15 protein-coding genes are annotated in these 21,328 nt (G+C 69.6%); 10 read left to right on the top strand and 5 right to left on the bottom strand.

The window, feature by feature from the left end:
- Positions 1-17: 17 nt before the first annotated feature.
- The 3 genes from eif1A (at position 18) to ACMGFE_RS13560 (ending at position 4,835) form a co-directional block, all read left to right on the top strand.
- Entirely contained in the window at positions 18-305 is a 288-nt protein-coding gene (eif1A, locus tag ACMGFE_RS13570; protein WP_274322323.1) for a translation initiation factor eIF-1A, read from the top strand.
- 63 nt (positions 306-368) lie between these two features.
- Positions 369-1,247, top strand: coding sequence for a serine/threonine-protein kinase Rio1 (rio1, locus tag ACMGFE_RS13565; RefSeq protein WP_436926095.1), 879 nt, complete (start codon positions 369-371; stop codon positions 1,245-1,247).
- A gap of 306 nt (positions 1,248-1,553) precedes the next feature.
- On the top strand, positions 1,554-4,835 hold the full coding sequence (locus tag ACMGFE_RS13560; protein WP_436925749.1) for a PKD domain-containing protein: 3,282 nt from the start codon (positions 1,554-1,556) through the stop codon (positions 4,833-4,835).
- Positions 4,836-4,877: 42 nt separating this feature from the next.
- On the opposite strand, the gene ACMGFE_RS13555 is transcribed toward ACMGFE_RS13560, so the two are convergent.
- From ACMGFE_RS13555 to ACMGFE_RS13540, 4 genes are all read right to left on the bottom strand, one after another.
- Positions 4,878-6,665 (bottom strand): outer membrane protein assembly factor BamB family protein, encoded by a 1,788-nt coding sequence (locus tag ACMGFE_RS13555; RefSeq protein WP_436925748.1) that lies wholly within the window; start codon positions 6,663-6,665, stop codon positions 4,878-4,880.
- Entirely contained in the window at positions 6,662-7,927 is a 1,266-nt protein-coding gene (locus ACMGFE_RS13550; RefSeq protein WP_436925747.1) for an outer membrane protein assembly factor BamB family protein, read from the bottom strand. The genes ACMGFE_RS13555 and ACMGFE_RS13550 overlap by 4 nt, the downstream gene beginning before the upstream one ends.
- An 87-nt stretch (positions 7,928-8,014) precedes the next feature.
- Positions 8,015-8,800 (bottom strand): RlmE family RNA methyltransferase, encoded by a 786-nt coding sequence (locus ACMGFE_RS13545; RefSeq protein ID WP_436925746.1) that lies wholly within the window; start codon positions 8,798-8,800, stop codon positions 8,015-8,017.
- A 92-nt stretch (positions 8,801-8,892) separates the two neighbouring features.
- Entirely contained in the window at positions 8,893-9,525 is a 633-nt protein-coding gene (locus ACMGFE_RS13540; RefSeq protein WP_436925745.1) for a PGF-CTERM sorting domain-containing protein, read from the bottom strand.
- A 191-nt stretch (positions 9,526-9,716) separates the two neighbouring features.
- Here ACMGFE_RS13540 and ACMGFE_RS13535 point away from each other — a divergent pair, with 191 nt between their 5' ends.
- Together ACMGFE_RS13535 and ACMGFE_RS13530 are read left to right on the top strand one after the other, a co-directional pair.
- Positions 9,717-10,460, top strand: coding sequence for a DNA polymerase sliding clamp (locus ACMGFE_RS13535; RefSeq protein ID WP_436925744.1), 744 nt, complete (start codon positions 9,717-9,719; stop codon positions 10,458-10,460).
- 258 nt (positions 10,461-10,718) lie between these two features.
- Complete coding sequence (locus ACMGFE_RS13530; protein ID WP_436925743.1) at positions 10,719-11,741, top strand: AI-2E family transporter; 1,023 nt, start codon at positions 10,719-10,721, stop codon at positions 11,739-11,741.
- Between the two features lie 36 nt (positions 11,742-11,777).
- Here ACMGFE_RS13530 and ACMGFE_RS13525 read toward each other — a convergent pair whose 3' ends face one another.
- Positions 11,778-15,041 carry a methyl-accepting chemotaxis protein gene (locus ACMGFE_RS13525; protein ID WP_436925741.1) on the bottom strand — a complete coding sequence of 1,088 codons (3,264 nt, stop codon included), beginning with the start codon at positions 15,039-15,041 and terminating at the stop codon, positions 11,778-11,780.
- 213 nt (positions 15,042-15,254) lie between these two features.
- Between ACMGFE_RS13525 and ACMGFE_RS13520 the strand changes: the two genes are divergently transcribed.
- From ACMGFE_RS13520 to ACMGFE_RS13500, 5 genes are all read left to right on the top strand, one after another.
- Positions 15,255-17,057, top strand: coding sequence for a TraB/GumN family protein (locus tag ACMGFE_RS13520; RefSeq protein ID WP_436925739.1), 1,803 nt, complete (start codon positions 15,255-15,257; stop codon positions 17,055-17,057).
- Positions 17,058-17,137: 80 nt separating this feature from the next.
- Positions 17,138-17,749, top strand: coding sequence for a zinc metalloprotease (locus ACMGFE_RS13515; RefSeq protein WP_436926094.1), 612 nt, complete (start codon positions 17,138-17,140; stop codon positions 17,747-17,749).
- 512 nt (positions 17,750-18,261) lie between these two features.
- Complete coding sequence (locus ACMGFE_RS13510) at positions 18,262-18,669, top strand: pyridoxamine 5'-phosphate oxidase family protein (RefSeq protein ID WP_436925737.1); 408 nt, start codon at positions 18,262-18,264, stop codon at positions 18,667-18,669.
- A gap of 94 nt (positions 18,670-18,763) precedes the next feature.
- Positions 18,764-19,981 (top strand): GNAT family N-acetyltransferase, encoded by a 1,218-nt coding sequence (locus ACMGFE_RS13505; protein WP_436925735.1) that lies wholly within the window; start codon positions 18,764-18,766, stop codon positions 19,979-19,981.
- A 123-nt stretch (positions 19,982-20,104) separates the two neighbouring features.
- Positions 20,105-21,322, top strand: a complete 1,218-nt coding sequence (locus tag ACMGFE_RS13500) for a GNAT family N-acetyltransferase (RefSeq protein WP_436925733.1) — start codon at positions 20,105-20,107, stop codon at positions 21,320-21,322.
- Positions 21,323-21,328: the final 6 nt, after the last annotated feature.

Below are 21,328 nucleotides of genomic sequence, written 5' to 3'. Positions count from 1 at the left end.
CGAGACAACGAACGAGTATGAGCGACAACGAGGGACGGACGGACCTGCGGATGCCCGACGACGACGAGGTGTTCGCCGTCGTCACGGAGATGCTCGGAGCGAATCGGGTCGAAGTACGCTGCATGGACGGGACGACGCGGACGGCTCGCATCCCGGGCAAGATGCAGAAACGCATCTGGATCCGCGAGGACGACGTCGTCCTCGTCGAGCCGTGGGACTGGCAGGACGAGAAGGGCGACATCACGTGGCGCTACGAGAAACAGGAGGCCGACCAGCTGCGCGAGGAGGGACACATCCAGGAGTAGCATGGAGGACCGTATCACCGCCGAGTGCGCACGCTATTTCTCCTCGCGCGCTCGGTGGAGTCGCTGACGATGGCGGAGTACCGGCTGCTCGACACTGACGAGGCCGACGCGCCCGGCGACGAGTGGGAAGAGGTCGACGTCTACGACACCGAGGCGGACAAGATCGCCCGCCAGCGAGACCGGGATTTCAACCAGTTCCGCGAACGGATCAAGAACACCGAGCAGTTCAAAGTCGAAGCGTCTGTCTTCGACGACGCCACATTCGGCGCCCTCTACAAACTCGTTCAGGACGACCACATCGTCGCCTTCGGCGGCCCCATCTCCACCGGGAAAGAAGCCAACGTCTACACCGCGCTGGGCGACGACGACACCGAAGTCGCGGTCAAGGTCTACCGGATCAACGCTTCGGACTTCACCGACATGCGCGGGTATCTCGACGGCGACCCGCGCTTCCAGGGCATCGGCAGCGACAAGAAGAAGGTCGTCCTCGCGTGGGTCCGCAAGGAGTTCGCCAACCTCAACCGCGCCCGGAAAGCGGGCGTGCTCGTCCCCGAACCCATCGCCGTCGAGCGCAACGTCCTCGTCATGGAGTACCTGGGCACCGAGGAAGGCCGCGGCAAGCGCCTCTCCGAAGTGAACCTGGAGAACCCCGAGACCGCCTACGAGGTCGTCCGGGAGTACATGCGACGCCTCCACAGCGCCGGCCTCGTCCACGGCGACCTCTCGGAGTACAACCTGATCGTCCACGGCGACGAGATATACGTCATCGACCTCGGCCAGGCCGTGACGGTCCACCACCCCAACGCCGAGGAGTTCTTAGACCGCGACTGCGAGAACGTCGCCGCCTTCTTCGGCCGACAGGGCCACGACGTGACCGCCGACGACCTGAAGCGGTATATCCTCGACCGGGACGAAGACGAGGACACGGCGACCGAGTTCTGAGCCGCGAGACAGCCAGGTAGCGTGGGGCCGGGCTCCGTCTCGTCCGGCGAAAGTATTCGGTAATCGAAGAAGTCACGGTGTGGGTCCGTTGCCAACCGAGAATTTTCGCCGGCGTAGTGCAGTGAGCCCCGGAATTTTTGTAGAGGTACACTGTATCAGCGGACGACAATGGTGTGGGTTGGAGGACACGAGAGCGGGGCGAGTCGAGGCGGACGCCGGACCGGCGTCGGGGTAGTTTCGCGAGGTGTCGGTCCGCGAGTCGACCGGAGCGGATGGCAGAACCGACCGCGACGGGAGCGCCGGTAAATGCGGCGTGCCGTCGCGGCGGTCGCCGCCGCCCTCGTCGTGTCGCTGACCGTCGGCGCCGTCGTCGTCTCGGGAACGACGACAGCGGCCGCTCCGGAAACGGTCGACAGTGCCGACGGCGCGCGGTCGACCCTCCTCGGTTCGGCCGATGCGAGCGCGGCCTCGGATCGCGGGAACGGGTCGGCGAACGCGGCCGGCAGGGCGGGTGCCGTCCGGACCCTCGACGCGGACAAGCGGCCGGCGCCGCTGGTCGAGCAGTGGAGCGAGACGGTCGACAGCGAGCGCGGCGACGTGATCGCGGACGTCGAGGGGACCGACGGCGGGGTCGTGTTCGCGGGGCAGACCCGCCTGGCCTGGGACGACTCGCCGACGACGCAGGCGTGGGTCGGGCGGGTCGACTCGCTCACCGGCGACCTCGACTGGCAGACGGCGTGGGGCGACGGGGAGACGACGGTCTGTCCGGACGGAGGGAGCTGTTCCACGTCCTACCCGGACGACTCGGCGGTCGACATCGCGCCCGACGGCGCGGGCGGCTTTCTCGTCACTGGCTACACGGAGACGCTCACGACGCGTTACGCCGAGCGCACCGGGAAGCGCGAGTGTCGCTACTCGATCATGCTCATGCGCGTGAGCGCCAGTGGGGGTCCGAACGTCGACGGCGCGGGCGACTGCACGAGCTGGATCGGCGGCGCGAGCGCCGGCGCGCCGGGAGCCGTGGGGACGGTCGTCGCCGGCCAGCACCTGGCCGAGTACCGCGCGGGCGACACGCAACCCCAGTGGACCGCCTTTCAGGGGTCCGGAGTCGGCTTCACCGACGTGATCGCCGTCTCGGACGGCTACGTCGCGGTCGGACACGAGCCGAACGGCCTCGGAACGATCGCGAAAGTCGGGCCGAGCGGTTCAGTCGAGTGGTCCCGCACTATCGGACCGGGTTCGGTCGTTCTCCAGAGCGTCGTCGCGACCGATGACGGCGACTACGCGTTCGCGGGGTGGACCGAGCGCGGCGGCGACCTCGACGCGCTCGTCGGGGAGGCAACCACCGACGGCGCGATCAACTGGACGACCACCTACGGCGGCGAGGGCTACCAGTCAGGCCACGACCTCGTAGCGGTCTCCGGCGGCTACGTCGTCGCGGGCACCAACGCCGAGACGCGACCGGCGGGCACGATCGCCCCGCCGTACGGCGACGGCTGGCTGTTCAAAGTGAACGCGAGCGGGCAGGCCCGCTGGGAACGCAACTTCACGCGGGAGGATCAGGTCGGCGGGTTCGGCGCCATCGCGAAGACCGACAACGGCTTCGTGATGGCCGGCGGCGTGAAGGACTCGCAGGGCATCGACGAGTCGACGCTCGAATCCCGCGACGGCTGGGTCGTGCGAGCGCTGCGCTGCGTCGACACTGACGGCGACGGCACCACCGACGACGACGGCGACGGGCTCTGTGACAACTGGGAGGACGAGGGGATCGACGTGGACGGCGACGGCCACGTCGACCTAAACCTGGCCGGGATGGGTGCAGACCGGGAGCGCAAGGACGTGTTCGTCGAGGTCGACTACATGGACTGCGGCGCCGAAGGGAGCGAGTCCTGTCTGACACCTCACGACCACGAGCCGACGGCCGAGTCGCTCGACCGCATCGAAACGGCGTTCGCCGACGCGCCGGTCGAAAACCCCGGCGGCGGACAGGGGATCGACGTGCATTTCCAGGTCGACGACGCCGTGCCCGAGGACCAGATGATCGACTTCGGCGGTTCGTACGACATGGACGAGTTCTTCGCGATCAAGTACGGCGACGACCGCTGTGGAACCGGAACGAACGGCGGTCACTTCGGTACGACCGAGGACCGCGAGTCCGAGAACTGCGAGAAGCGCCTCGAAGCGCGACTGCTCGCCTATCACTATCTGCTGGCCGCGCACAACAACTCCGTGGGTGCGCTCGGACTCGCGCCGACCCCCGGAAACGACATCATGTCGTTCGCGAGCGGGCCGAAGGCCGACGACGCGGTGCGAGAGCGGGCGCGCTACACCCACCTGCGAGACGACCTCGAAGACACGACCGTCCACGAGGAGCGCGTCTGGCTCGAATCGGTGACGACGATGCACGAACTCGGCCACAACCTCGGCCTGCGACACGGGGGCGACGAGAACAGGAACAACAAACCGAACTACCTGAGTCTGATGAACTACCAGTACGCCCACAACTACGTGGGCCGGGCCACCTCGCTGCCCGGAATCGACGACGGCACGTGGGCGCGTCCGGAGTCCGACCTCGACTTCTCGCGCGAGCGACTGCCGGCGCTCGACGAGGAGTCTCTCGCCGAGAACGCGGGTCTCGGGGGACCGAGCGACGAACGATCGATCTTCGTTCGCAACGGGAGCTCCGAGGAGGTGCCGCAACGATTCGTGATTCCGGGGGCGGGCGGGATCGACTGGAACCGAAACGACCGGGTCGCGGGGTCGGTCGCGCTCGACGTGAACGACGACGGCGAGACCACCGAACTCACCGGTCACGAGGACTGGTCGAACCTCCGGTACAACTTCCGCGAGACGGAGTGGTTCAGACAGCAGTACGAGAAGCTCTCGGACTTCGCCGTCGGGTGGACGCTCCGCGCCCACCTGAACGCCGGGCTCGGGTCGGCCGACGTCGACGGCGACGGCGTCGTCAACGTCGCGGACAACTGCCCGCTGGCGGCCAACGCCGACCAGGCCGACGGAAACGGCGATGGAACGGGCGACGCCTGCACGCGCGACACCGAGGCGCCGGTCCCGCAGTTCACCGCCGAGCAGGTGACGGTCGACGGCGAGCCGGCCGTCCGATTCGATGGGTCGAACTCGACGGACCCCGAGGGCCGCGGCGTGATCGCCTACGTCTGGGACTTCGGCGGCGAGACGGACGGGTACGGGGAGGCGCCGACACACGTCTTCTCCGAGGCCGGCGAGTACACCGTTGCGCTCACCGTCGAGGACTTCGACGGCGACACCGCGACCGTCGAACGGTCGGTGTCCGTCGAGGCGAGCGCCGACAGCGAGGCCGACGCGGACGACGGCGACGGTGATTCGGCGAGCGGTGGCCCGTCGAGCGGCGACGGAGACGCGAAGTCGGCGGGCGACCCGTCGTCGAACATCGACTCGCCGGCCGGCGGACCGGCCGCTGTCGGCCCGCTCTCGGCGCTTCCGGGCGGTTTCCCCGGACTCGCGCTCGGATTCGGCGGGGGTGTCGCCGGCGTCGTCGTCCTGGTCGCTGCGCTCGCGAGTCTCGGCGTCCTGCGCAGGAAGGAGTCCTGAGCGGAGCCACCCACCGGGGTCGCAGTGCGGTCGGTACCGTCGTCAGAACCGGTAGCGCCGCCCGACCAGCAGACCGCTCGTGGCCAGCCCGAGCGCCAGCCCTGCCAGGACCGCGAGCGGCGCACCGAGCGGGCCGCGTCCCCCGAGCGCTGTGGGCAGCGCGGGGGCGGTCGACGAATCGCCGCCGGTGTCGGTTCCGGCGTCGACGCGCTCGCGCGAGTCCGTGGCGCCGGACGGGTCGGCGTCGCCGGCGGACTGCGAGGCGTCGGTCGGCACCGTCCCGGGGGCGACCGCCTCGTAGGCGCGTATCGCGCCGGCGGTTTCGAGGTAGACGGTGCCGTCGGCGACGGTCATGTACGGTCTGACCCCTTCGACTTCGAACTCGTAGCGGCGGTCGCCTTCGCTCGCGTCGAACGCCGACACCGCGACGCGCGTCGTGGTCGTGCGGAGTTCGTATAGCGTCCCGTCGACCTCGGAGATCTCTCGCACGTCCTCGAAATCGCCGTAGGCCCGGCTCCAGGCGGGCTGCGGGAAGAATCCGTCCGTGTCCGGGCCGTGGAGGGTGTCGCCGGCGTACGCGGAGAAGCCGCCCGCCGAGTAGACGTAGAGGTTGCGCTCGCCCGTGTGGACCGTCCACGTCGGGCCGAGTCGGTTCGAGGAGACCGCCCAGCGGGTGTCGCCGGTCGCGTCGTCGATCCCCTGGATCTTCGGCGCGTCCGACTCGTCGACGGGCGACCAGGTCTGTGCGACGACGGTCTCCGACGCGGAGTAGACCGCGACCGGGTCGATCCGCGAGTTGCCAGAGGCGAGTTCCGTCCAGATCTCCTCACCGGTGGCGGCGTCGAGCGCGTGCAGGTTCCCAACCGCGTCGTTCCCCAGCGGTCCGCTTCGAGCGGCGTACACGCGGCCGTTCGCGACGAGCGACACGCGCTGTTGGCCGTAGAGGTCGCCGTTCGGTCGGGTCCAGACCGTCTCGCCCGTCGCCGGGTCGAGCGCGATGACGGCGCCGGCGTCGTACTCGTTCTGGCCCTCCCGATAGCCTGCGTAGATCCGCTCGCCGTCGGTCCCGACGCCCGCGGCGATCCCCTCCTGGCGCCAGGCGACGTCACCGGTCGACGGGTCGAGCGCGACGAGCGTCTGGAGCCCGGTATCGACGGTCAGCGTGTGGACGCGGCCGTCGACGACGTAGATCGGGTGATAGCGGTCGTGGGTGCCCCACGCCTCCCCTCGGCGGTCGTACAGGACCGACCCGAGTTCGTGTTTCCAGAGGCGGTCGCCGCTCTCGGCGTCGAACGCGTGGAGGAAGTAGGTGTCCGGCCGGGTTCTGTTCCCCTGCTCGTACATGACGACGTACGCGGTCCCGTCGGCGACGACCGGGCGACCGTGGAGTCCGGCGGTCTCGAACTCGACGCGCCACTCGACGTCGAGCGTCTCTCCGTCGAGCGCGTACAGCGCCGAGAAGAAGCGCTGTTCGCCCTCGTCGCCGGCCAGCTTGTTGCCGGTGAACACGCCGTACACCTGCCCGTTCGCGACGACCGGCTCGTCTTCCATCGACGAGTAGGCTCGGTTCGTCTCGTCCGCGATACTGAACGCGCCTCGACGGACGATCGTCGCGTTCTCACCGCGGTGGACGACCGTCTCGTTGCCCGACTGGAGCGACGCCGCGGCCGCGACCTCGCCCCGCGGAGCGTCGGCGCTGGCAGGCGGGGCGGCGACACCGCCCCCACCGGCCAGCGCGGCGGCCGCGGCGCCAGAGAAGGGGGCCACGACGAGCAGCCCCGCGACTGCGACGAGGACGAGCGCGCCGGCGCTCGGCGTGTCGCCGGTCATCGCGCCCCCAGCGCGTACAGCGTTCCCTCGGTGTTCCCGAGTTCGAGGCCGGCGACGTAGATCCGGTCGTCGGTGACGACCGGCTGGACGTTGAGATTCCCCTCGAAGGAGACCCGCCAGCGGTCGCTCCCGTCGCTCGCGCCGAGCGCGCGCAGTTCCGCGTACTCCTCGTCCACGCAGTAGACCGTGTCGCCGGCGACGACCGGGCTGCCGGCGACGGTGACCGACCGCTGCCAGGTCCGGTCGCCGGTCTCCGCGTCGAACGCGTGGAGCGCGTCGACGAGGTTGACGCCCGTGTAGACGGTACCGTGCGCGACCGCGGGCGACTCGTATACGACCTGGTTCAGCGTTTCGGTCGACCACAGGTGCTCGCCCTCCGCCGCGGGGTCGTAGGCGTAGACGTGCGACGGGCCGCCGACGTAGAGCCTGCCGGCCCGGTACACTGGAGCGGTCACCGGCGGCGTCGCGCCCCCGGGTTTCAGCGACCACAGCTCCTCGCCGCTCGCGGCGTCGACCGCGATCAGCCACGCCTGGGCGGTCAGGTAGAGGGTGTCGTCGACCACCGCCGGCGGGTTTCGGATCCGAACCCCGGTCCGGAGCGCCCACTGGCGCGACCCGTCGGGGTCGATGGCGAACAGGAGTTCACCAGCGCCGACGTATATCCTCCCGTCGGCGACGACCGGCGCGCTCGCGGGCGTCGAGACGTCGAACGTCCACCGCTGTTGCCCGCTCTCCCTGTCGATCGCGTGGACCGCCGTCGTCCCGCCGACGTACGCCGCCTCGTCGTCGAGCGCCACCGTCCGGACGCCGAGTTCGAGTCTCTCGACCGCGTCGTACACCCACCGTTCCTCGCCGGTTTCGGCGTCGACCGCACGGACGGCGCCGTTCTCGCCCTCCGCGAGATAGAGCGTCCCGTCGTCGGAGACGATCGTGCTCACGCCGCCGACGGAGGCCTCCCACTCGACCGCCGGCGCGCCGTCGAATCCGAGCGGCGCCGTCCGGTGGCCCGTGTTCCACCTGTCGTAGTGATAGCGGGGCCAGCCGCCGTGTTCCTCCTTCGGCCCGTCCATCCCGTCGGCCGTCGGCGTCGACCCGCCGGTCGCGCCGGTATCGCTCCCGGCCGCGTCCGTTCCGGTCACGCCGTCGAGGATGTCGGCGCTACAGCCCGACAGCCCCGAGATCGCGGTCACGCCGACCGCCGACAGAAACCGACGCCGGCCCGCCCGCGACCGCCCCGAACCACCCCGTTCCTGACCCGTCATGTCAGCACTGTTGCTACCGCGTGATATCAATCCCCAGGCTAGAACGCGGTTCGTTCCCCGCTCACACCGGAGAAATTCGTCGGCCGGTCACTCGACGGGCTGGGCGAACCCGAAGTTGGGTTTCACGTCGTCGACGCGGACCTCCAGCGTCTCTCCTTCATCGACGCCGGAGACGAACAGCGTGTAGCCCTCGACCTTCGCGACGCCGTCGCCGTCGCTCCCGATGTCGACGATCTCGACTTCGAGGGTGTCGCCCTCGCGGACGGGCGCGGTGAGATACCCCTTGGCGACGAGGTAGAGTTCCGACGAGGAGTCCCGCGAGGCGTCGGGGCGGACCTGCCGGACGTACTCGAACTGCGCCTCCATGTCTTCCTGCAGCGGTTCCACGTCCTGGCCGTCGAACACCTTCACGGCGAGGTCGCCGCCCGACGCGAGCACCTGGTCTGCGACCTCGAAGGCCTGCCGCGCGAGGTGGACCGAGCGGGCGTGGTCGAGGTCGTAGTCGCCGGTCATGTTCGGCGCCATGTCCGAGATGACCACGTCGACTGGGCGCTCGTCGCCCGCGGCGCCGACGCGCTCGACGATCTCCTCGATAGTCGACTCCTCGGTGATGTCGCCGCGGACGTACTCGACGTTGTCGTGGTCCTCCAGCGGGTCGATGCGCTGGCGGTCGACGCCGACGACGGTGCCGTGTTCGTCGACCTCCTCGGCGGCGACCTGGAGCCACCCGCCGGGGGCCGCGCCGAGGTCGACGACCGTGTTGCCCGGTCCGAACAGCCCCGCCGTCCGGTCCAGTTGCTGGAGCTTGTACGCCGACCGGGCGCGGTAGCCCTCCTGTTTGGCCCTGTTGTAGTACTCGTCCTTGCCGCTCATTGACGCCGGATAGCCCACCGACGCGGTTAGGGGTGTCGTTCCGGCGACGACGCGGGACGGAGCGGCCCGATGGGGCGAATGCCGACCGAGCGTCACTCCTCGGCGTCGCGCCATCGCAAGAGCGCACCGCCGCCGAGGAGCGCGGCGATCGCGGCCGGCAAGCCGAACCCGGGGCCGAAGGCGCCCGACCCGCCGTCGTCGGCCGCGGTCGTGGCGGCGTTCGCCGAGTCGTCGACGGTCACGTCCACGTCCGAGCGGCCGATCTGTTCGAGACTTATGCCGACGAACCCGTTGTCGCAGCGGTTGAAGCGATTGATGATGTAGAGCTTCCCCGGAGCCACGTCGGCGCGGCCGCCGATGTACATCGTCGTTTCCTCCTCGCTGGCGGCGTCGTCCTTGCGGTTGATGAGCTGGACTTCGTATGCCAGTAACTCGTCGGGCGGCCACGTGTCGCTGCCGACCACCTCGCACTGTCGAGCGGTGTCCGCCCGCTCGATGGACGCCGTGCTACCGACGTGGATCATGAACCCGGCGAGGTTGGCGTCGTCCCAGCGCTCCGGCTGGGGGATGGCGGCGGCCTCGGTGATCTGACCCGCGGCGACGCCGCTGGCGCCCGCCAGCGCCCCGACCCCGACGGTCAGCGTCGCGGCGCTCCCGGCCAGCACAGACCGCCGCGTCAGCCCCTGCTCTCCGACACCGTCCGCGCGGCCTGATGGACGCGACATACGCGTGATTTGGCTGTGAGTCGCCTAACCGCCGTGCGCGCACTTGCAGGCTCTCGGCGTCGCGGCGGTGTCCGCGCTCCGACCGGATCCGATCCGTTGCGGGCATCGACCGCACCGGGGTTCGCGACCGCGCGTGCACTCGCGGGCAATGAAGGGACTTTTTAACGGATGGGGGCATAGCTCCGGCCAACATGTTCAACGCTATCGTGAGCGCGGACACGCTCCGGACGACGCTGGACTCCGTGAGCGTGCTGGTGGACGAGTGCAAGATCCACCTCGAGGAGGACGGGCTGGAGATCCGGGCGGTCGACCCGGCCAACGTCGGCATGGTCGACCTCGCGTTGTCGGCCTCGGCCTTCGAGTCCTACGAGACCGACGGGGGCGTCATCGGCGTCAACCTCTCGCGGCTGGAGGACATCGCCGGCATGGCCGACGCCGACCAGCTCGTCCACCTCGAACTCGACGAGGAGACCCGCAAACTCCACATCGCCATCGACGGCCTGGAGTACACCCTGGCGCTCATCGACCCCGACTCGATCCGCCAGGAGCCGGACCTGCCCGACCTCGACCTGGCCGCCGAGATCGTCATCGAGGGCCGGGACATCGACCGCGCCGTCACCGCCGCGGACATGGTCAGCGACCACATCGCGCTCGGCGTGAACGAAGCGGACGAGTACTTCTACGTCGACGCGGAGGGCGACACCGACGACGTCCACCTCGAACTCACCCGCGAGGACCTCATCGACCTGACGGCCGGCACCGCTCACTCGCTGTTCTCGCTCGACTACCTGAAGGACATGAACAAGGCCATCCCGAAAGACGCCGAGGTGCGCATGGAACTCGGCGAGGAGTTCCCCGTCAAGATGCACTTCGACATCGCCGAGGGCGAGGGCCAGGTCACGTTCATGCTCGCGCCGCGCATCCAGAGCGAATAACCCGCGTCCGCGCTCGCCGCGTTTCCTCTCGTCTCCCACCGGCCAGCGCCGCAGCCGCTCCCGCTCGCGCCCGCCGGATACCCACCCGGAACACGCCGCGTCAAGGTCTTTCCGACCGGGCGCCCACAGTTGTCGTGTGCCTGTACGCAGCGGCTCGACCGCGACGCGAGCGCTTGTACGCAGTCGCTCGACCGCGACGCGAGCGCTCGTCCTCGCCCCAGTGAGTGCCGGACGACCGGGCGCCAGCCGGTGGTCGTGATGGTGCGCTCCGAGACCCTCCGGGTCGGCTTCTTCGTCGCGCTCCTGGCCGTGTTCACGTACCTGCTGGTGTTGATCGTCCGGCCGTTCCTGACGGCGCTTTTGACCGCGCTCTTGCTGGCCGTGCTGCTCGCCCCGGCCCAGCGGCGACTCGCACCGCGGGTCGGCGAGAAGGTCGCCGCCATCGCGCTGGTCGCGATCTCTCTCGCCGCGGTCGCCGCCGCAGGCGCAATACTGGTCGTCGCGGCGCCGAGCGGCCTGACTGACCTGTCGACGGTGCTGGAACGGTTTCCGGCTGGAAACGAGGCCGAGCGTCGGATCGAGAACCTGTTCGGGATCGAGGTGCCGCTGGATTCCATCGTCGAGTCGGTCCCCCAGCGGGTGGCCGAACTGCTGTTCGGCGACGTGTCGATGCTCGTCAACGCGACGACCGACCTCTTCCTGGGCGCCGTGCTCTTCCTGTTCGTCCTCTACTACCTCCTCGTCGACGGCGAACACCTGATCGAGTGGATCGAGTCGCGGCTCCCGCTGGACGACCAGACGACCGACGAACTCCACGAGGAGGCCTACCAGACGACCTGGGCCGTCCTGAAGGGACACGTCTTCGTCGCGGTCGTCCAGGGGGCCGTCGCGGCCGTCGGCCTCTTCGTCGTCGGCATCCCCGACGTGCTGTTCTGGGCCTTCGTGATGATGGTCTTCGAGCTGTTCCCGGTGATCGGCGTCGCCGGCGTCCTCGGGCCGGCGGCCGTCTACCTCGGCCTGCAGAACAGGCTGCTGGCCGCCGCGTTCCTCGTCGTCTACGGGCTGACGGCCGTGGCCGTCGTCGACGACTACCTGCGGGCGCGCGTCGTCGATCGGGGGTCCTCGCTGCACTCGGGGACGATCCTGGTCGGCGTCTTCGGCGGCGTCTACGCCTTCGGCGTCATGGGCCTGTTCTACGGTCCCATCGTCGTCGGCCTGTTCAAGACGCTCGCGCGGATCTTCGACGAGCAGTACGTGCACGGATCGGCGAGCGAGACGTGAGCGAACGCCGAGCGGCGCGGTCCGCCGGGCCTCGCGTCAGTCGTCGCCGCCGGCGTCTCGACCGCCGTCGGTGCTGGCGGGCAAGTCGCCCGTCCCGTCGGCGTCGAGGCCCGTCTCGTCGCCGAGGGCGTCGAGCGCGTCCGGTCCCGCGTCGGTGTCGTCGTCGGCGTCGACGCCGGCGACGTCGGTCACCTCGAACTCGTCGACCAGTTCTTCCAGGTCGACGGCGAGGTCGGCCATCTCCTGGACGTTCTGGGAGACGCTGTTGATCGAGGCGGCCTGCTCCTCCGAGGCGGAAGAGACGTTCGTCGCCTCGGCGGCGGTCTCCTCGCTGACGGTGCTCACCTCGTCGACCATCGCGACGACCTCCTCGGTCGAGGCGGCCTGGTCGTCGGTCGCGTCGCTGATCTCCCGGACGCCGCTCTCGGCGGCCTCGACGGCCTCGGCGATGTCGCCGAACATCTCGATGGCCTCCTCGATGGTGGTGACCCCGGACTCGACGCGGTCGCGCATCCTGTCGATGTCGTCGACCGTCTCGCCGGTCGTCGACTGGATGTCCGTGATACGGTTCTCGACCTCCTCGGTCGCGCTGGTGGCCTCGGCGGCGAGGCCCTTGATCTCGTCGGCGACGACGGCGAAGCCCTCGCCGGCCTCGCCGGCGTTGGCCGCCTCGATCGAGGCGTTGAGCGCCAGCATGTTGGTCTGCTCGGCGACGTCGTTGATCATGCCGACGATCTCGCTGATCTCGTCCATCTCGGCCTGTAGCGCCTCGACCTGCGCGGCGGCCTGCTCGGTCTCGTCTTCGATCTCGCGGATCTCCGTCGAGGCCTCGGCCGCCTGTTCGCGACCCGCGTCGGCCTGCTCGGCCGCCGCACGGGCGGTCTCGGCGACGTCCGCCGAGGAAGAGGCGATCTCCTCGACGGTGGCGGACATCTCGTTCATCTCGTCGGCGGCCTCCTCCAGGTTCTCCGCCTGGCGGTCGGCGCCGTGGGAGATCTCCTGGACGGAGTCCGCGACGCCCTCGCTCGCGCTCTCGATCTCCTCGGTGCTGGCTGCCACGTCGCCGCTGGCCGTCCTTACTTCCTCGGCGATGGTCTGGACGCGGGCGACGCTCTCGTCGACCGAGTCGAGTCCCTCGTCGATGTTGTCGAGCACGTCGCCGTAGTCGCCGGGCAGGTCCGTCTCCAGGTCCTGGGCCAGGCGCCCGTCGCGGAGGTCCGCGCTGACGGTCTCGAGCTGGTCGAAGCTCTCGGAGAGCTGTTCGAGGCCCTCCTCGAGTTCGGTCATCACGTCGCCGTACTCGCCGGGGAGGTCGGTCTCGAGGTCCTGGTCGAGCTGGCCGGCGCTGACGTTCGCGCTCGCGCGGCTGATCTCGGCGAAACTCGTCTCGAGCGCGCCCATCCCCGCTTCGAGCGAGGTCATGATGTCCCCGAACTTCCCGGGCAGGTCCGTCTCCAGGTCGTCGTCGAGGTCACCGGTCTGCAGGGCCTCGCCGACGGTCTCGATCTGGTCGACCTGGCGGTTCAAGTTCGTCTGCATCTCGTCGAACGCGTCGACCATCTCGCCGATCTCGTCGTCCCCGGCCGAGATGTCCGTGTCGTCGTCGAAGCGGCCCTGCGACATCGCGGCCGCCCGGGCTTTGATCTGGACGATCGGGCGGGAGATGTACTGCGCCGCGCCGTAGCCGGCGCCGGCGACGACGACGGCGGCGACGGCGATCAGGCCGATCATGAGGTTGCGCGCGCCGTCGGCCTTGTTCTGGAGCGACGTGCCGAGCGCGGCGATCGGCTCGTTCACGTCGGACTCGGGCACCGTCGCGACGAGGGTGAACTGCTTGTCCCCGAAGTAGATCGGCGCGAAGTCGACGTACCGGGTCACGTTCTCGCCCTCGACGGTCTTCGTGTGCGTCGTCATCCCCGACTCGCCGGCGAGCATCCGTTCGGTGACGACCTCGCCGAGTTCGGCGCCGTACTCGCCGGCGGCCGCGTCGGTCCCGGACGCGACGACGGAGCGGTCCGGGTGGCTCACGATCTGGCCATCTTCGTTGAGGACGTAGAGGTAGCCGCTGTCACCGACCGACACCGAGCTGGTGGTCGCGGTGACGAGCGAGTAGTTGAACTGCGCCATGACGACGCCCTTGAAGCTGCCGTTGAAGTAGACGGGCGTCGAGATCGCCATCCGCTCGGAACCGTCCACTGTCAGGACGTCACCGAAGTACGTCTCCCCGTCCGACAGGGAGTTCGCCCCCTGGAACCACGCCGCGTCCGAGTGAGAGGCCAGCCCCCGCGTGTCGGTGGCGGTCTGCCCGTCCGAGCGGTAGGTCCGGACGACTTCCTGCCCCTCCGCGTCGGCGAACGTGATCTCCTCGAAGACGGGCGACTCGGTGTCGCCGACGGTCATCGTCTGTGACTCGAGGGTCCGCTCGAACGACGACGCCGTCCGTCGCTTCGCGTCCTCCATCGCCGTCTGCTGGAGTTCGTAGTAGTAGACGCTCGGCGCGAGGATCCAGTCGAACGGTTCGTAGTAGGTGTAAGAGATGAACTTCGTCTCGACCGGGTTGCCCTCCTGGGTAGTGTCCTCCCAGTCGTACTCGGCGACGCCCCAGCGCTCGCCCCGTTTGATCCCCGGGTCGCTCTGGATCCGCTTTTTGATGTCCTCGAACACCGTGAGCGTCCCCCCCGCGTCCTCCTTGAGGTTGAAGCCTTCTTCGAGGCTGTGGTGGACGACGACGTTCGAGTCCAGGTCGGTGACGTACGCGTACCCCGTGTCACCGATGTACCCCGGCTGGAACGTCTCGTACATCGTCCCCTTCTCGGAGGTGCCCGCGCCCGCAGTGCCGGCGATCTGTGCCTCGACGCGGCGCTCGACCTCCGCCTGTTCGGCCTCCGAGAGGTCCTCCCACGCGCGCCCGTCGTACTCGGACTCGAGGATCGTCCGGCGCGCGTTCTCGACCGAGGTGCGCATCTGCAAGGCCACGTACCCGACCTGGTCCTCGCTCAGTTGCTTGACCAGGTCCATCTCCCCCTCGCTCGCGGCGAGGTAGTTCTCCATCGTCGCCGAGGAGGCCATCGACTTGACGCCGATCGCCCGTTCGTCGACCTGGTTCTGGATGCCGTCCTGTCTCGCCTCGACCGTCGTGTCCAGTTGCCGCGTGATCTCCGTGCGCAGGTACTCCGAACTCTGATCCTGGGCGTGCTGGTTCATATCCCCCATGTTCGTCGTCGCGAGCGCCCCTACTGCAGACAGCGGTATCAGCGAGATCGCGAGAAAGAGCGCCACGAGCTTGATTTTCAGGTCCATATCAGGTGTCGATAATTACCCCAGTTAAAGCTTCGTGGCAAATTACGGCACTTGATAGCTGCACTGCCGGGAAGACGAACAGTTTCGGCTACCTATATTTACAATTGATAATAGGCCCGGAGTATCACCTCGACGGGGGAGCGAGCGACGGCGGGAGTGGGACGCGTCGGCGTCCCGACAACGGTAAACCCGACGCCCGTGTAGCGGGGGTGAATGACCGAGCGCGCCGGTGACGACCTCGGAGCAGTCGACGGAGAGATGACGCTCCCGCCCTCCCGCGAGGCAGGGGAGGGCGAAGTCCACGTTCTCGGCACGGCCCACGTCTCCCAGCAGAGCGTCGAGCGAGTCGAGGAGACCATCGCCGAACGCCGACCCGACGTGGTCGCCGTGGAACTCGACGAGGGCCGCTATCGCCAGCTCAAAGGCGAAACGCCCGACGACATCGACCCCGGCGACATGCTCCGGGGCAACACCGTCTTCCAGTTCCTGGCCTACTGGATGCTCTCGTACGTCCAGACCCGGCTCGGGAAGAAACTCGGCGTCGACCCCGGCGCCGATATGATGGCTGCGATCGATTCCGCCGAGGATCACGGCCTGGGCGTCGCCCTCGTCGACCGCGACATCCAGATGACCGTCCAGCGCTTCTGGGCCCGCCTGAGCCCGTTCCGGAAGCTCACGATGCTGGGCAACCTCACGCTGGCCGTGGGCTCGCCCGTCGCCGTCGGCACCGGTCTCGGCATCGCGATGGGCGCCTTCGCGGGCTTCGCCGTCGCGATGGTCGCCGCGGGCGCGCTCGGGTTCGCCAGCGCGGACATCGTGGCGACCCTCGGCGCCGACGTCGTCGCGCTCGCCGGCGGGCTCGTCGCCGGCGCCCTCGGCGGTGCGGTCCTGTGGTCCCTGTTCGATTCGGCGTTCGCGCGCCTGCTCGACGCGCTCGCGCTCCCCAACACGACCTACACGCGGATCGTCGCGGGCGTCGGCGTCGGGTCCGTCGTCGGCGTCGCCGTCGCCGCGAGCGGCGGCCTGGCCGTCGGCCCGCTCTCGCTGACGGCCGAACGGCTCACCTCCCTCGGCGGGTTCGTCCTCCAGGCGGGGACGGGCCTCGTCGCCGGCGCGCTCCTCGGCGGCGGCCTGGGCGTCCTCGGCGGGGCGATTCTCGCGACGGTCGTCCCAGAGGAAGAGGACCTCGACGAGATCGACATCGAGGAACTGACCGACGCCGACGTGGTGACGGCGATGATGGAGGAGTTCAGGCGGTTCGCGCCCGGGGCCGCCGAGGCGCTCATCGACGAGCGCGACGCCTTCATCGCCCACCGCCTCGTGGCGCTCCGCGAGGCCGGCTACAGCGTCGTCGCCGTCGTCGGCGCCGGCCACCGCGAGGGGATCCAGCGCTACCTCGACGACCCCGAGAGCCTCCCGCCGATGGAGTCGCTCGTCGGCGAGGCGTCGGGGTCGGGCCTCACCGCGTACCTCTACAAGGCGGTCGGCTACGCGCTGACGGTCGGCTTCCTCGTCTTCTTCGTCCTGCTGGCGCTGGGCGGCGCGAGCAACGCCTGGCTGGTCGAACTGTTCGTCGCGTGGTTCATCGTCAACGGTGTCCTCGCCGGCGGACTGGCGAAAGTGGCCGGCGCCCACTGGCCGAGCGCGCTCGCGGGCGGCGGCGTCGCCTGGCTGACCAGCGTCAACCCGCTGTTGGCCCCCGGCTGGTTCGCCGGCTACGTCGAGTTACGCTACGTCGACGTGAACGTCAGCGACATCGGCCGCCTCAACGAGATCCTCGACGACGACGAGGCGCCCATCGCCGACATCTTCGCCCGGATGCGCGATGTCCCCCTCTTCCGGCTGATCCTCATCGCCGGCCTGACCAACGTCGGGAGCATGGTCGCGAGTCTGGTCGTCTTCCCGCTCATCCTGCCGATGCTCTCGGCGCCCATCGGCGGCGTCGAGGCAATTCCCGGCCTGCTCCTCGACGGCGCGCGCAACGGCTGGGACATCGTCTGGGGTGCCCTCCCGTGAGTCGGTCGCCCGCCGGCGGTCGATCCGGCCGGAGCGGCGGTGGTCCCGGCGGCGGCCCCGGACCCGGCGGTCGCGGCGGCATCTCGTTCAGCACGCGCGAACTCCGCGACCTCGCGGTCGCCTGGCTCGCGCTCGGCGTCGCGTTCACCATCTTCATCGACCGTTCGATCGCCGACGCGGCCCTGCGCGGGGCGATCATGCCGTCGACGCTCGCCCTCGCGCTGGGCGTCTCGCTCGCCACCGTCGGCGTCGCCTTCCTCCTGCACGAACTCGCCCACAAGGTCGTCGCCGTCCGGTTCGGACAGGTCGCCGCCTTCCAGGCCGACTACGGGATGCTGTTCCTCGCGGTGATGTCCGCGCTCGCGGGCTTCCTGTTCGCCGCGCCCGGTGCGGTCGTCCACCGCGGCCGCATCACCGCGCGGGAGAACGGCCTCATCGCGCTCGCGGGACCGGTGACGAACATCGGCCTCGCCGCCGTCTTCCTGCCGGTCATGCTGTTCGGCCCCGGCCTGCTCGGGCTCGTGGGCTCCCGCGGCGTCAGCATCAACCTCCTGCTCGCGGGGTTCAACATGATCCCCTACGGCCCGCTCGACGGCCGGAAGGTGTTCCGCTGGAGCAAGCCCGTCTACGTCGCCGTCGCCGTCCCGAGCGTCCTGCTCGCCGTCTTCGCGCTGTTCGGCCTCGGGCTCTGACGGAGTCGTGTTGGTTTTCGGGATTACGTCTGCTGTGTCTGACAGTCACCGACGAAAGCCTCGGCCCGCTAGCAGATAGATCGACCGCAGACGACAGCAGGCGTTGAAAGCCCTCGGCCCGCTCGCTAGCGGTCAGTCTCGATACAGAAGACAGCAGGCGTTGAAAGCCCTCGGCCCGCTCGCGGTCGCTGAGTGGGATATCCTCACTCGCTTCGCTCGTTCGGATAGTGCCCACTCAGACGACTCCCCGCTGGCGCGACCGGGCCTCGCCCTTTCAGTCCACCAGGAACCGCACCGCGCCTCCCACCTCCCCAACCGATTGCGGTGCTCACTCCGTTGCGCTCTCTGCTCACGGCGCCTTCGGCGCCGTTCGCATGGTCTGAGGGACCTTCGGTCCCTCACTACTCATCCCTCGCACGGCTCCGTCGCGCGCATGAAAGCGCGCGACAGCGCGCGCCACCGCTCCCGAGAAAGAGGAGAGATAACTTCCGCGTCCCGGCCCATCGTTCGATATGAGCCAGACAGTCCCCGACAAGGTCGAAGAACTCCTGACCGGCGATCCAGTGGCGGCGCATCTGGCGACCTGTGCGGACGGGCGCCCCCACGCCGCGCCGGTCTGGTTTCGCTACGAACCGGCCGAGGGCGACGAGCGGCCCGTGATCGAGGTGATGACTACCGGGAAGAAACTCGCGAATATCCGCGACAACCCCCGCGTCGCGCTCTCGATACAGAAGAGCGAGGCGGGCCATCCCGAGTGGACTGTCACCGTGCGCGGGACGGCGACTGTCGTCGAGGACGAGGCCGAGAACGAGCAGGCGAACCGACGGATAAACCGTCGCTACGGTGCGGACCCGGACGACTGGTCCGAGAACACGCTCGTCCGGATCGCCGTCGGGTCCGCCTCCTCCCAGACCTATTGAGTGGCGGGGCCCCGTCCGCGGGTCGTGCTTGTCGAGTGGTATCACCTCTCGCAGCCACCCAACGCATATCGGCCAGCCCATCCCGGGAGGAGACATGCCGAACACAGCCGACGGGGTCACCGTCCGTCCGCTCGACCCGCAGGACGCCGCCGAGTTCCGCGCCATCGTCGACCACTCGTTCCACGCCGGGCGCGGTCCCCGGGATGAGGACGGGACGGCCGAGTTCGACGAGATATCGGCCCCCTACGGTGCCTTCGACGGTGAGGAACTCGTCAGCGTCTGTACGCACTACGGTCTCACCGCGAGCCTGCGCGGTGAGTGGACGCCACTGGCCGGGCTGGCCTCCGTGGCGACGCCGCCCGAACGCCGGCGGCGGGGCTACGCCGAGGCGCTCGTCGACGACGCGCTGGAACGGTGGCGCGGCGACTTCCCGCTGGCCGCGCTGTGGCCGTTCTCGCCGCCCTACTATCGACAGTACGGCTGGGCGACTGCGAACCGATACGTGAAGTACACCTGTCCGATCGACCAGCTCTCGTTCGCTCGCGGGTCCGTCGAGGGCCGTGCGCGACCGGCGACGGTCGAGGAGTGGGCCGATCTGAGAGCCGTCAACGATGCGTTCGCCGCCGAGCGCTCGCTGGTGCTCCGGCGCGAGGACGAGCAGTGGTGGCGCGACCGCCTGCTCTCGGCCGACGAGAACGACCGGCCGTGGGCCTACGTCTGGGAGCGCGACGGCGAGGTGGTCGGGTACGTCGTCTACGAGTTCGGGGATGGGTCGAAGTTCGCCGACGGCCGGGTGAGCGTCGAGGACGTCGCGTACGCCGACCACGAGGCGCTCCGGGGACTGCTGGGGTTCCTCGCCGAGTACGACTCCCAGGCCGACGAAGTCGTGCTCTCCGGCGATTCGAGCGGCGACCTGCTCGACCTCGTCCCCGATCCGACGACGGTCGACTCCAGGGTCATGGCCGGGCCGATGGTCCGAGTCGTCGACGTGGTCGACGCGCTCGAAGCCTGTCCGTATACCGCCGACGCAACCGCCGACCTGACTATCGGCGTGACCGACGGGACAGCCGACTGGAACGACGGTCGGTTCCGTCTCGAAGTGGCCGACGGAGAAGCGACGTGTTCGCCCGTCGCAGACGTCGAACCGGACGCGACCGTCGACGTCGGGACGCTCTCCCAACTCGTCGTCGGCTATCACGACGTGACGGCAGCGCGTCGACTGGGCGGTCTCTCGGTCGCCGACGACGCGACGGCGGACACACTCACGGCGCTGGTCCCGACGGAACGGGTCTACCTGCGGACGTTCTTCTGACGGCGCTCCCGGCCCGCTCCGTGGCCGTCGCGGAACCGCGGTCGCGGTCGAATCGGCAACGCCCGACACCGCCCGGCAACCGATTGCCGAAGCTATAACGACCCGTCGGCCCCCAGATCGGGTATGACAGACGACGTAGCCGACGTCGACGTGCGGCCGCTGACGGCCGACCGGTTCGACGAGTTCCGGGCCATCGTGGACTACGCGTTCCACCCAGAAGCGGGCCCCCAGGAGTACGACGAGGAGCCCGAACGCATCGCCGACCGCTACGGCGCGTTCGCGGGCGAGGACCTCGTGAGCGTCTGCGGCCACTACGACTTCCGGGCGAACCTCCGCGGCGAGTGGGTGCCGCTGGCGGGCCTGGCCGCCGTCGCGACCCCGCCGGAACACCGCCGGGAGGGGCACGTCGCCGCCCTGATCGACGACGCCCTGGACCGCTGGCGGGGGGAGTCCCCCCTCGCGGCGCTCTGGCCGTTCTCGCGGTCGTACTACGCGCAGTTCGGCTGGGCGACCGCCGGCACGTACGCGAAAGTCACCTGTCCGCCGGACCAGCTGGCGTTCGCTCGCGGGACCGCCGAGGGCCGGGCGCGGCCCGCCGACGCCGACGACTGGCGGGAGTTCCGCGACGTGCACGAGGCCGCGGCCGAAGCAACCACGCTCGCGCTGCGCCGGCGTGCCGAGCCGTGGTGGCGCGAGCGCGTCTTCCGCGAGGACGCCGACGAGCGGCCGTGGGCGTCCGTCTGGGAGCGCGACGGCGAGGCCGCGGGGTTCGTCATCTACTCCTTCGAGGACGCCGGGCCGGGGTTCGGCGACCGACGGCTGTCCGTCGACGACGTGGCCGCCGTCGACAACGAGGCCTACCGAGGCCTCCTGGGCTTCCTCGCCGACCACGACTCCCAGGCCAGCGAGGTGGCGCTGCAGTCGGACCGGACCGACCTGCTCGACCTCGTGCCCGATCCCGACGCCGTCGAGTGCGAGACGAAGACCGGGCCCATGGTCCGGATCGTCGACGTGCCCGCGGCGCTGGAGGCCTGCCCGTACCCCGACGGCGTCACCGCCGCGGTCGTCCTCGACGTCACCGACGGGACGGCCGAGTGGAACGACGGTCGGTTCCGGCTCACCGTCGAGGACGGCTGCGCCGAGTGCGCGGCCGTCGACGAGTCGGAGGGCGAACCGGACGCCACGGTCGACGTCGGGACGCTCTCGCAGCTCGTCGTCGGCTACCACGACCTCCCGGCGGCCCGTCGGGTCGGCGACCTCGCGGTCGCGGACGAGTCGACGGCGGACGCGCTCGCGGCGCTGTTCCCGCCGGAGCGGACGTACCTGCGGACGTTCTTCTGAGCGTGT

The sequence above is a fragment of the Halosimplex amylolyticum genome (assembly GCF_051414035.1).
Classification (GTDB): Archaea; Halobacteriota; Halobacteria; order Halobacteriales; family Haloarculaceae; genus Halosimplex; species Halosimplex amylolyticum.
Note: the sequence above shows the minus strand (reverse complement) of the source record. Positions and strands in the feature narration are given on the sequence as shown.

What these genes read in the sequence shown, in the direction of transcription:
- eif1A (WP_274322323.1), top strand. Translation starts at nt 18, where the DNA reads ATGAGCGACAACGAGGGACGGACGGACCTGCGGATGCCCGACGACGAC.
- ACMGFE_RS13560 (WP_436925749.1), top strand. Translation starts at nt 1,554, where the DNA reads ATGCGGCGTGCCGTCGCGGCGGTCGCCGCCGCCCTCGTCGTGTCGCTG.
- ACMGFE_RS13555 (WP_436925748.1), bottom strand. Translation starts at nt 6,665, where the DNA reads ATGACCGGCGACACGCCGAGCGCCGGCGCGCTCGTCCTCGTCGCAGTC.
- ACMGFE_RS13550 (WP_436925747.1), bottom strand. Translation starts at nt 7,927, where the DNA reads ATGACGGGTCAGGAACGGGGTGGTTCGGGGCGGTCGCGGGCGGGCCGG.
- ACMGFE_RS13545 (WP_436925746.1), bottom strand. Translation starts at nt 8,800, where the DNA reads ATGAGCGGCAAGGACGAGTACTACAACAGGGCCAAACAGGAGGGCTAC.
- ACMGFE_RS13540 (WP_436925745.1), bottom strand. Translation starts at nt 9,525, where the DNA reads ATGTCGCGTCCATCAGGCCGCGCGGACGGTGTCGGAGAGCAGGGGCTG.
- ACMGFE_RS13535 (WP_436925744.1), top strand. Translation starts at nt 9,717, where the DNA reads ATGTTCAACGCTATCGTGAGCGCGGACACGCTCCGGACGACGCTGGAC.
- ACMGFE_RS13530 (WP_436925743.1), top strand. Translation starts at nt 10,719, where the DNA reads ATGGTGCGCTCCGAGACCCTCCGGGTCGGCTTCTTCGTCGCGCTCCTG.
- ACMGFE_RS13525 (WP_436925741.1), bottom strand. Translation starts at nt 15,041, where the DNA reads ATGGACCTGAAAATCAAGCTCGTGGCGCTCTTTCTCGCGATCTCGCTG.
- ACMGFE_RS13520 (WP_436925739.1), top strand. Translation starts at nt 15,255, where the DNA reads ATGACCGAGCGCGCCGGTGACGACCTCGGAGCAGTCGACGGAGAGATG.
- ACMGFE_RS13510 (WP_436925737.1), top strand. Translation starts at nt 18,262, where the DNA reads ATGAGCCAGACAGTCCCCGACAAGGTCGAAGAACTCCTGACCGGCGAT.
- ACMGFE_RS13505 (WP_436925735.1), top strand. Translation starts at nt 18,764, where the DNA reads ATGCCGAACACAGCCGACGGGGTCACCGTCCGTCCGCTCGACCCGCAG.
- ACMGFE_RS13500 (WP_436925733.1), top strand. Translation starts at nt 20,105, where the DNA reads ATGACAGACGACGTAGCCGACGTCGACGTGCGGCCGCTGACGGCCGAC.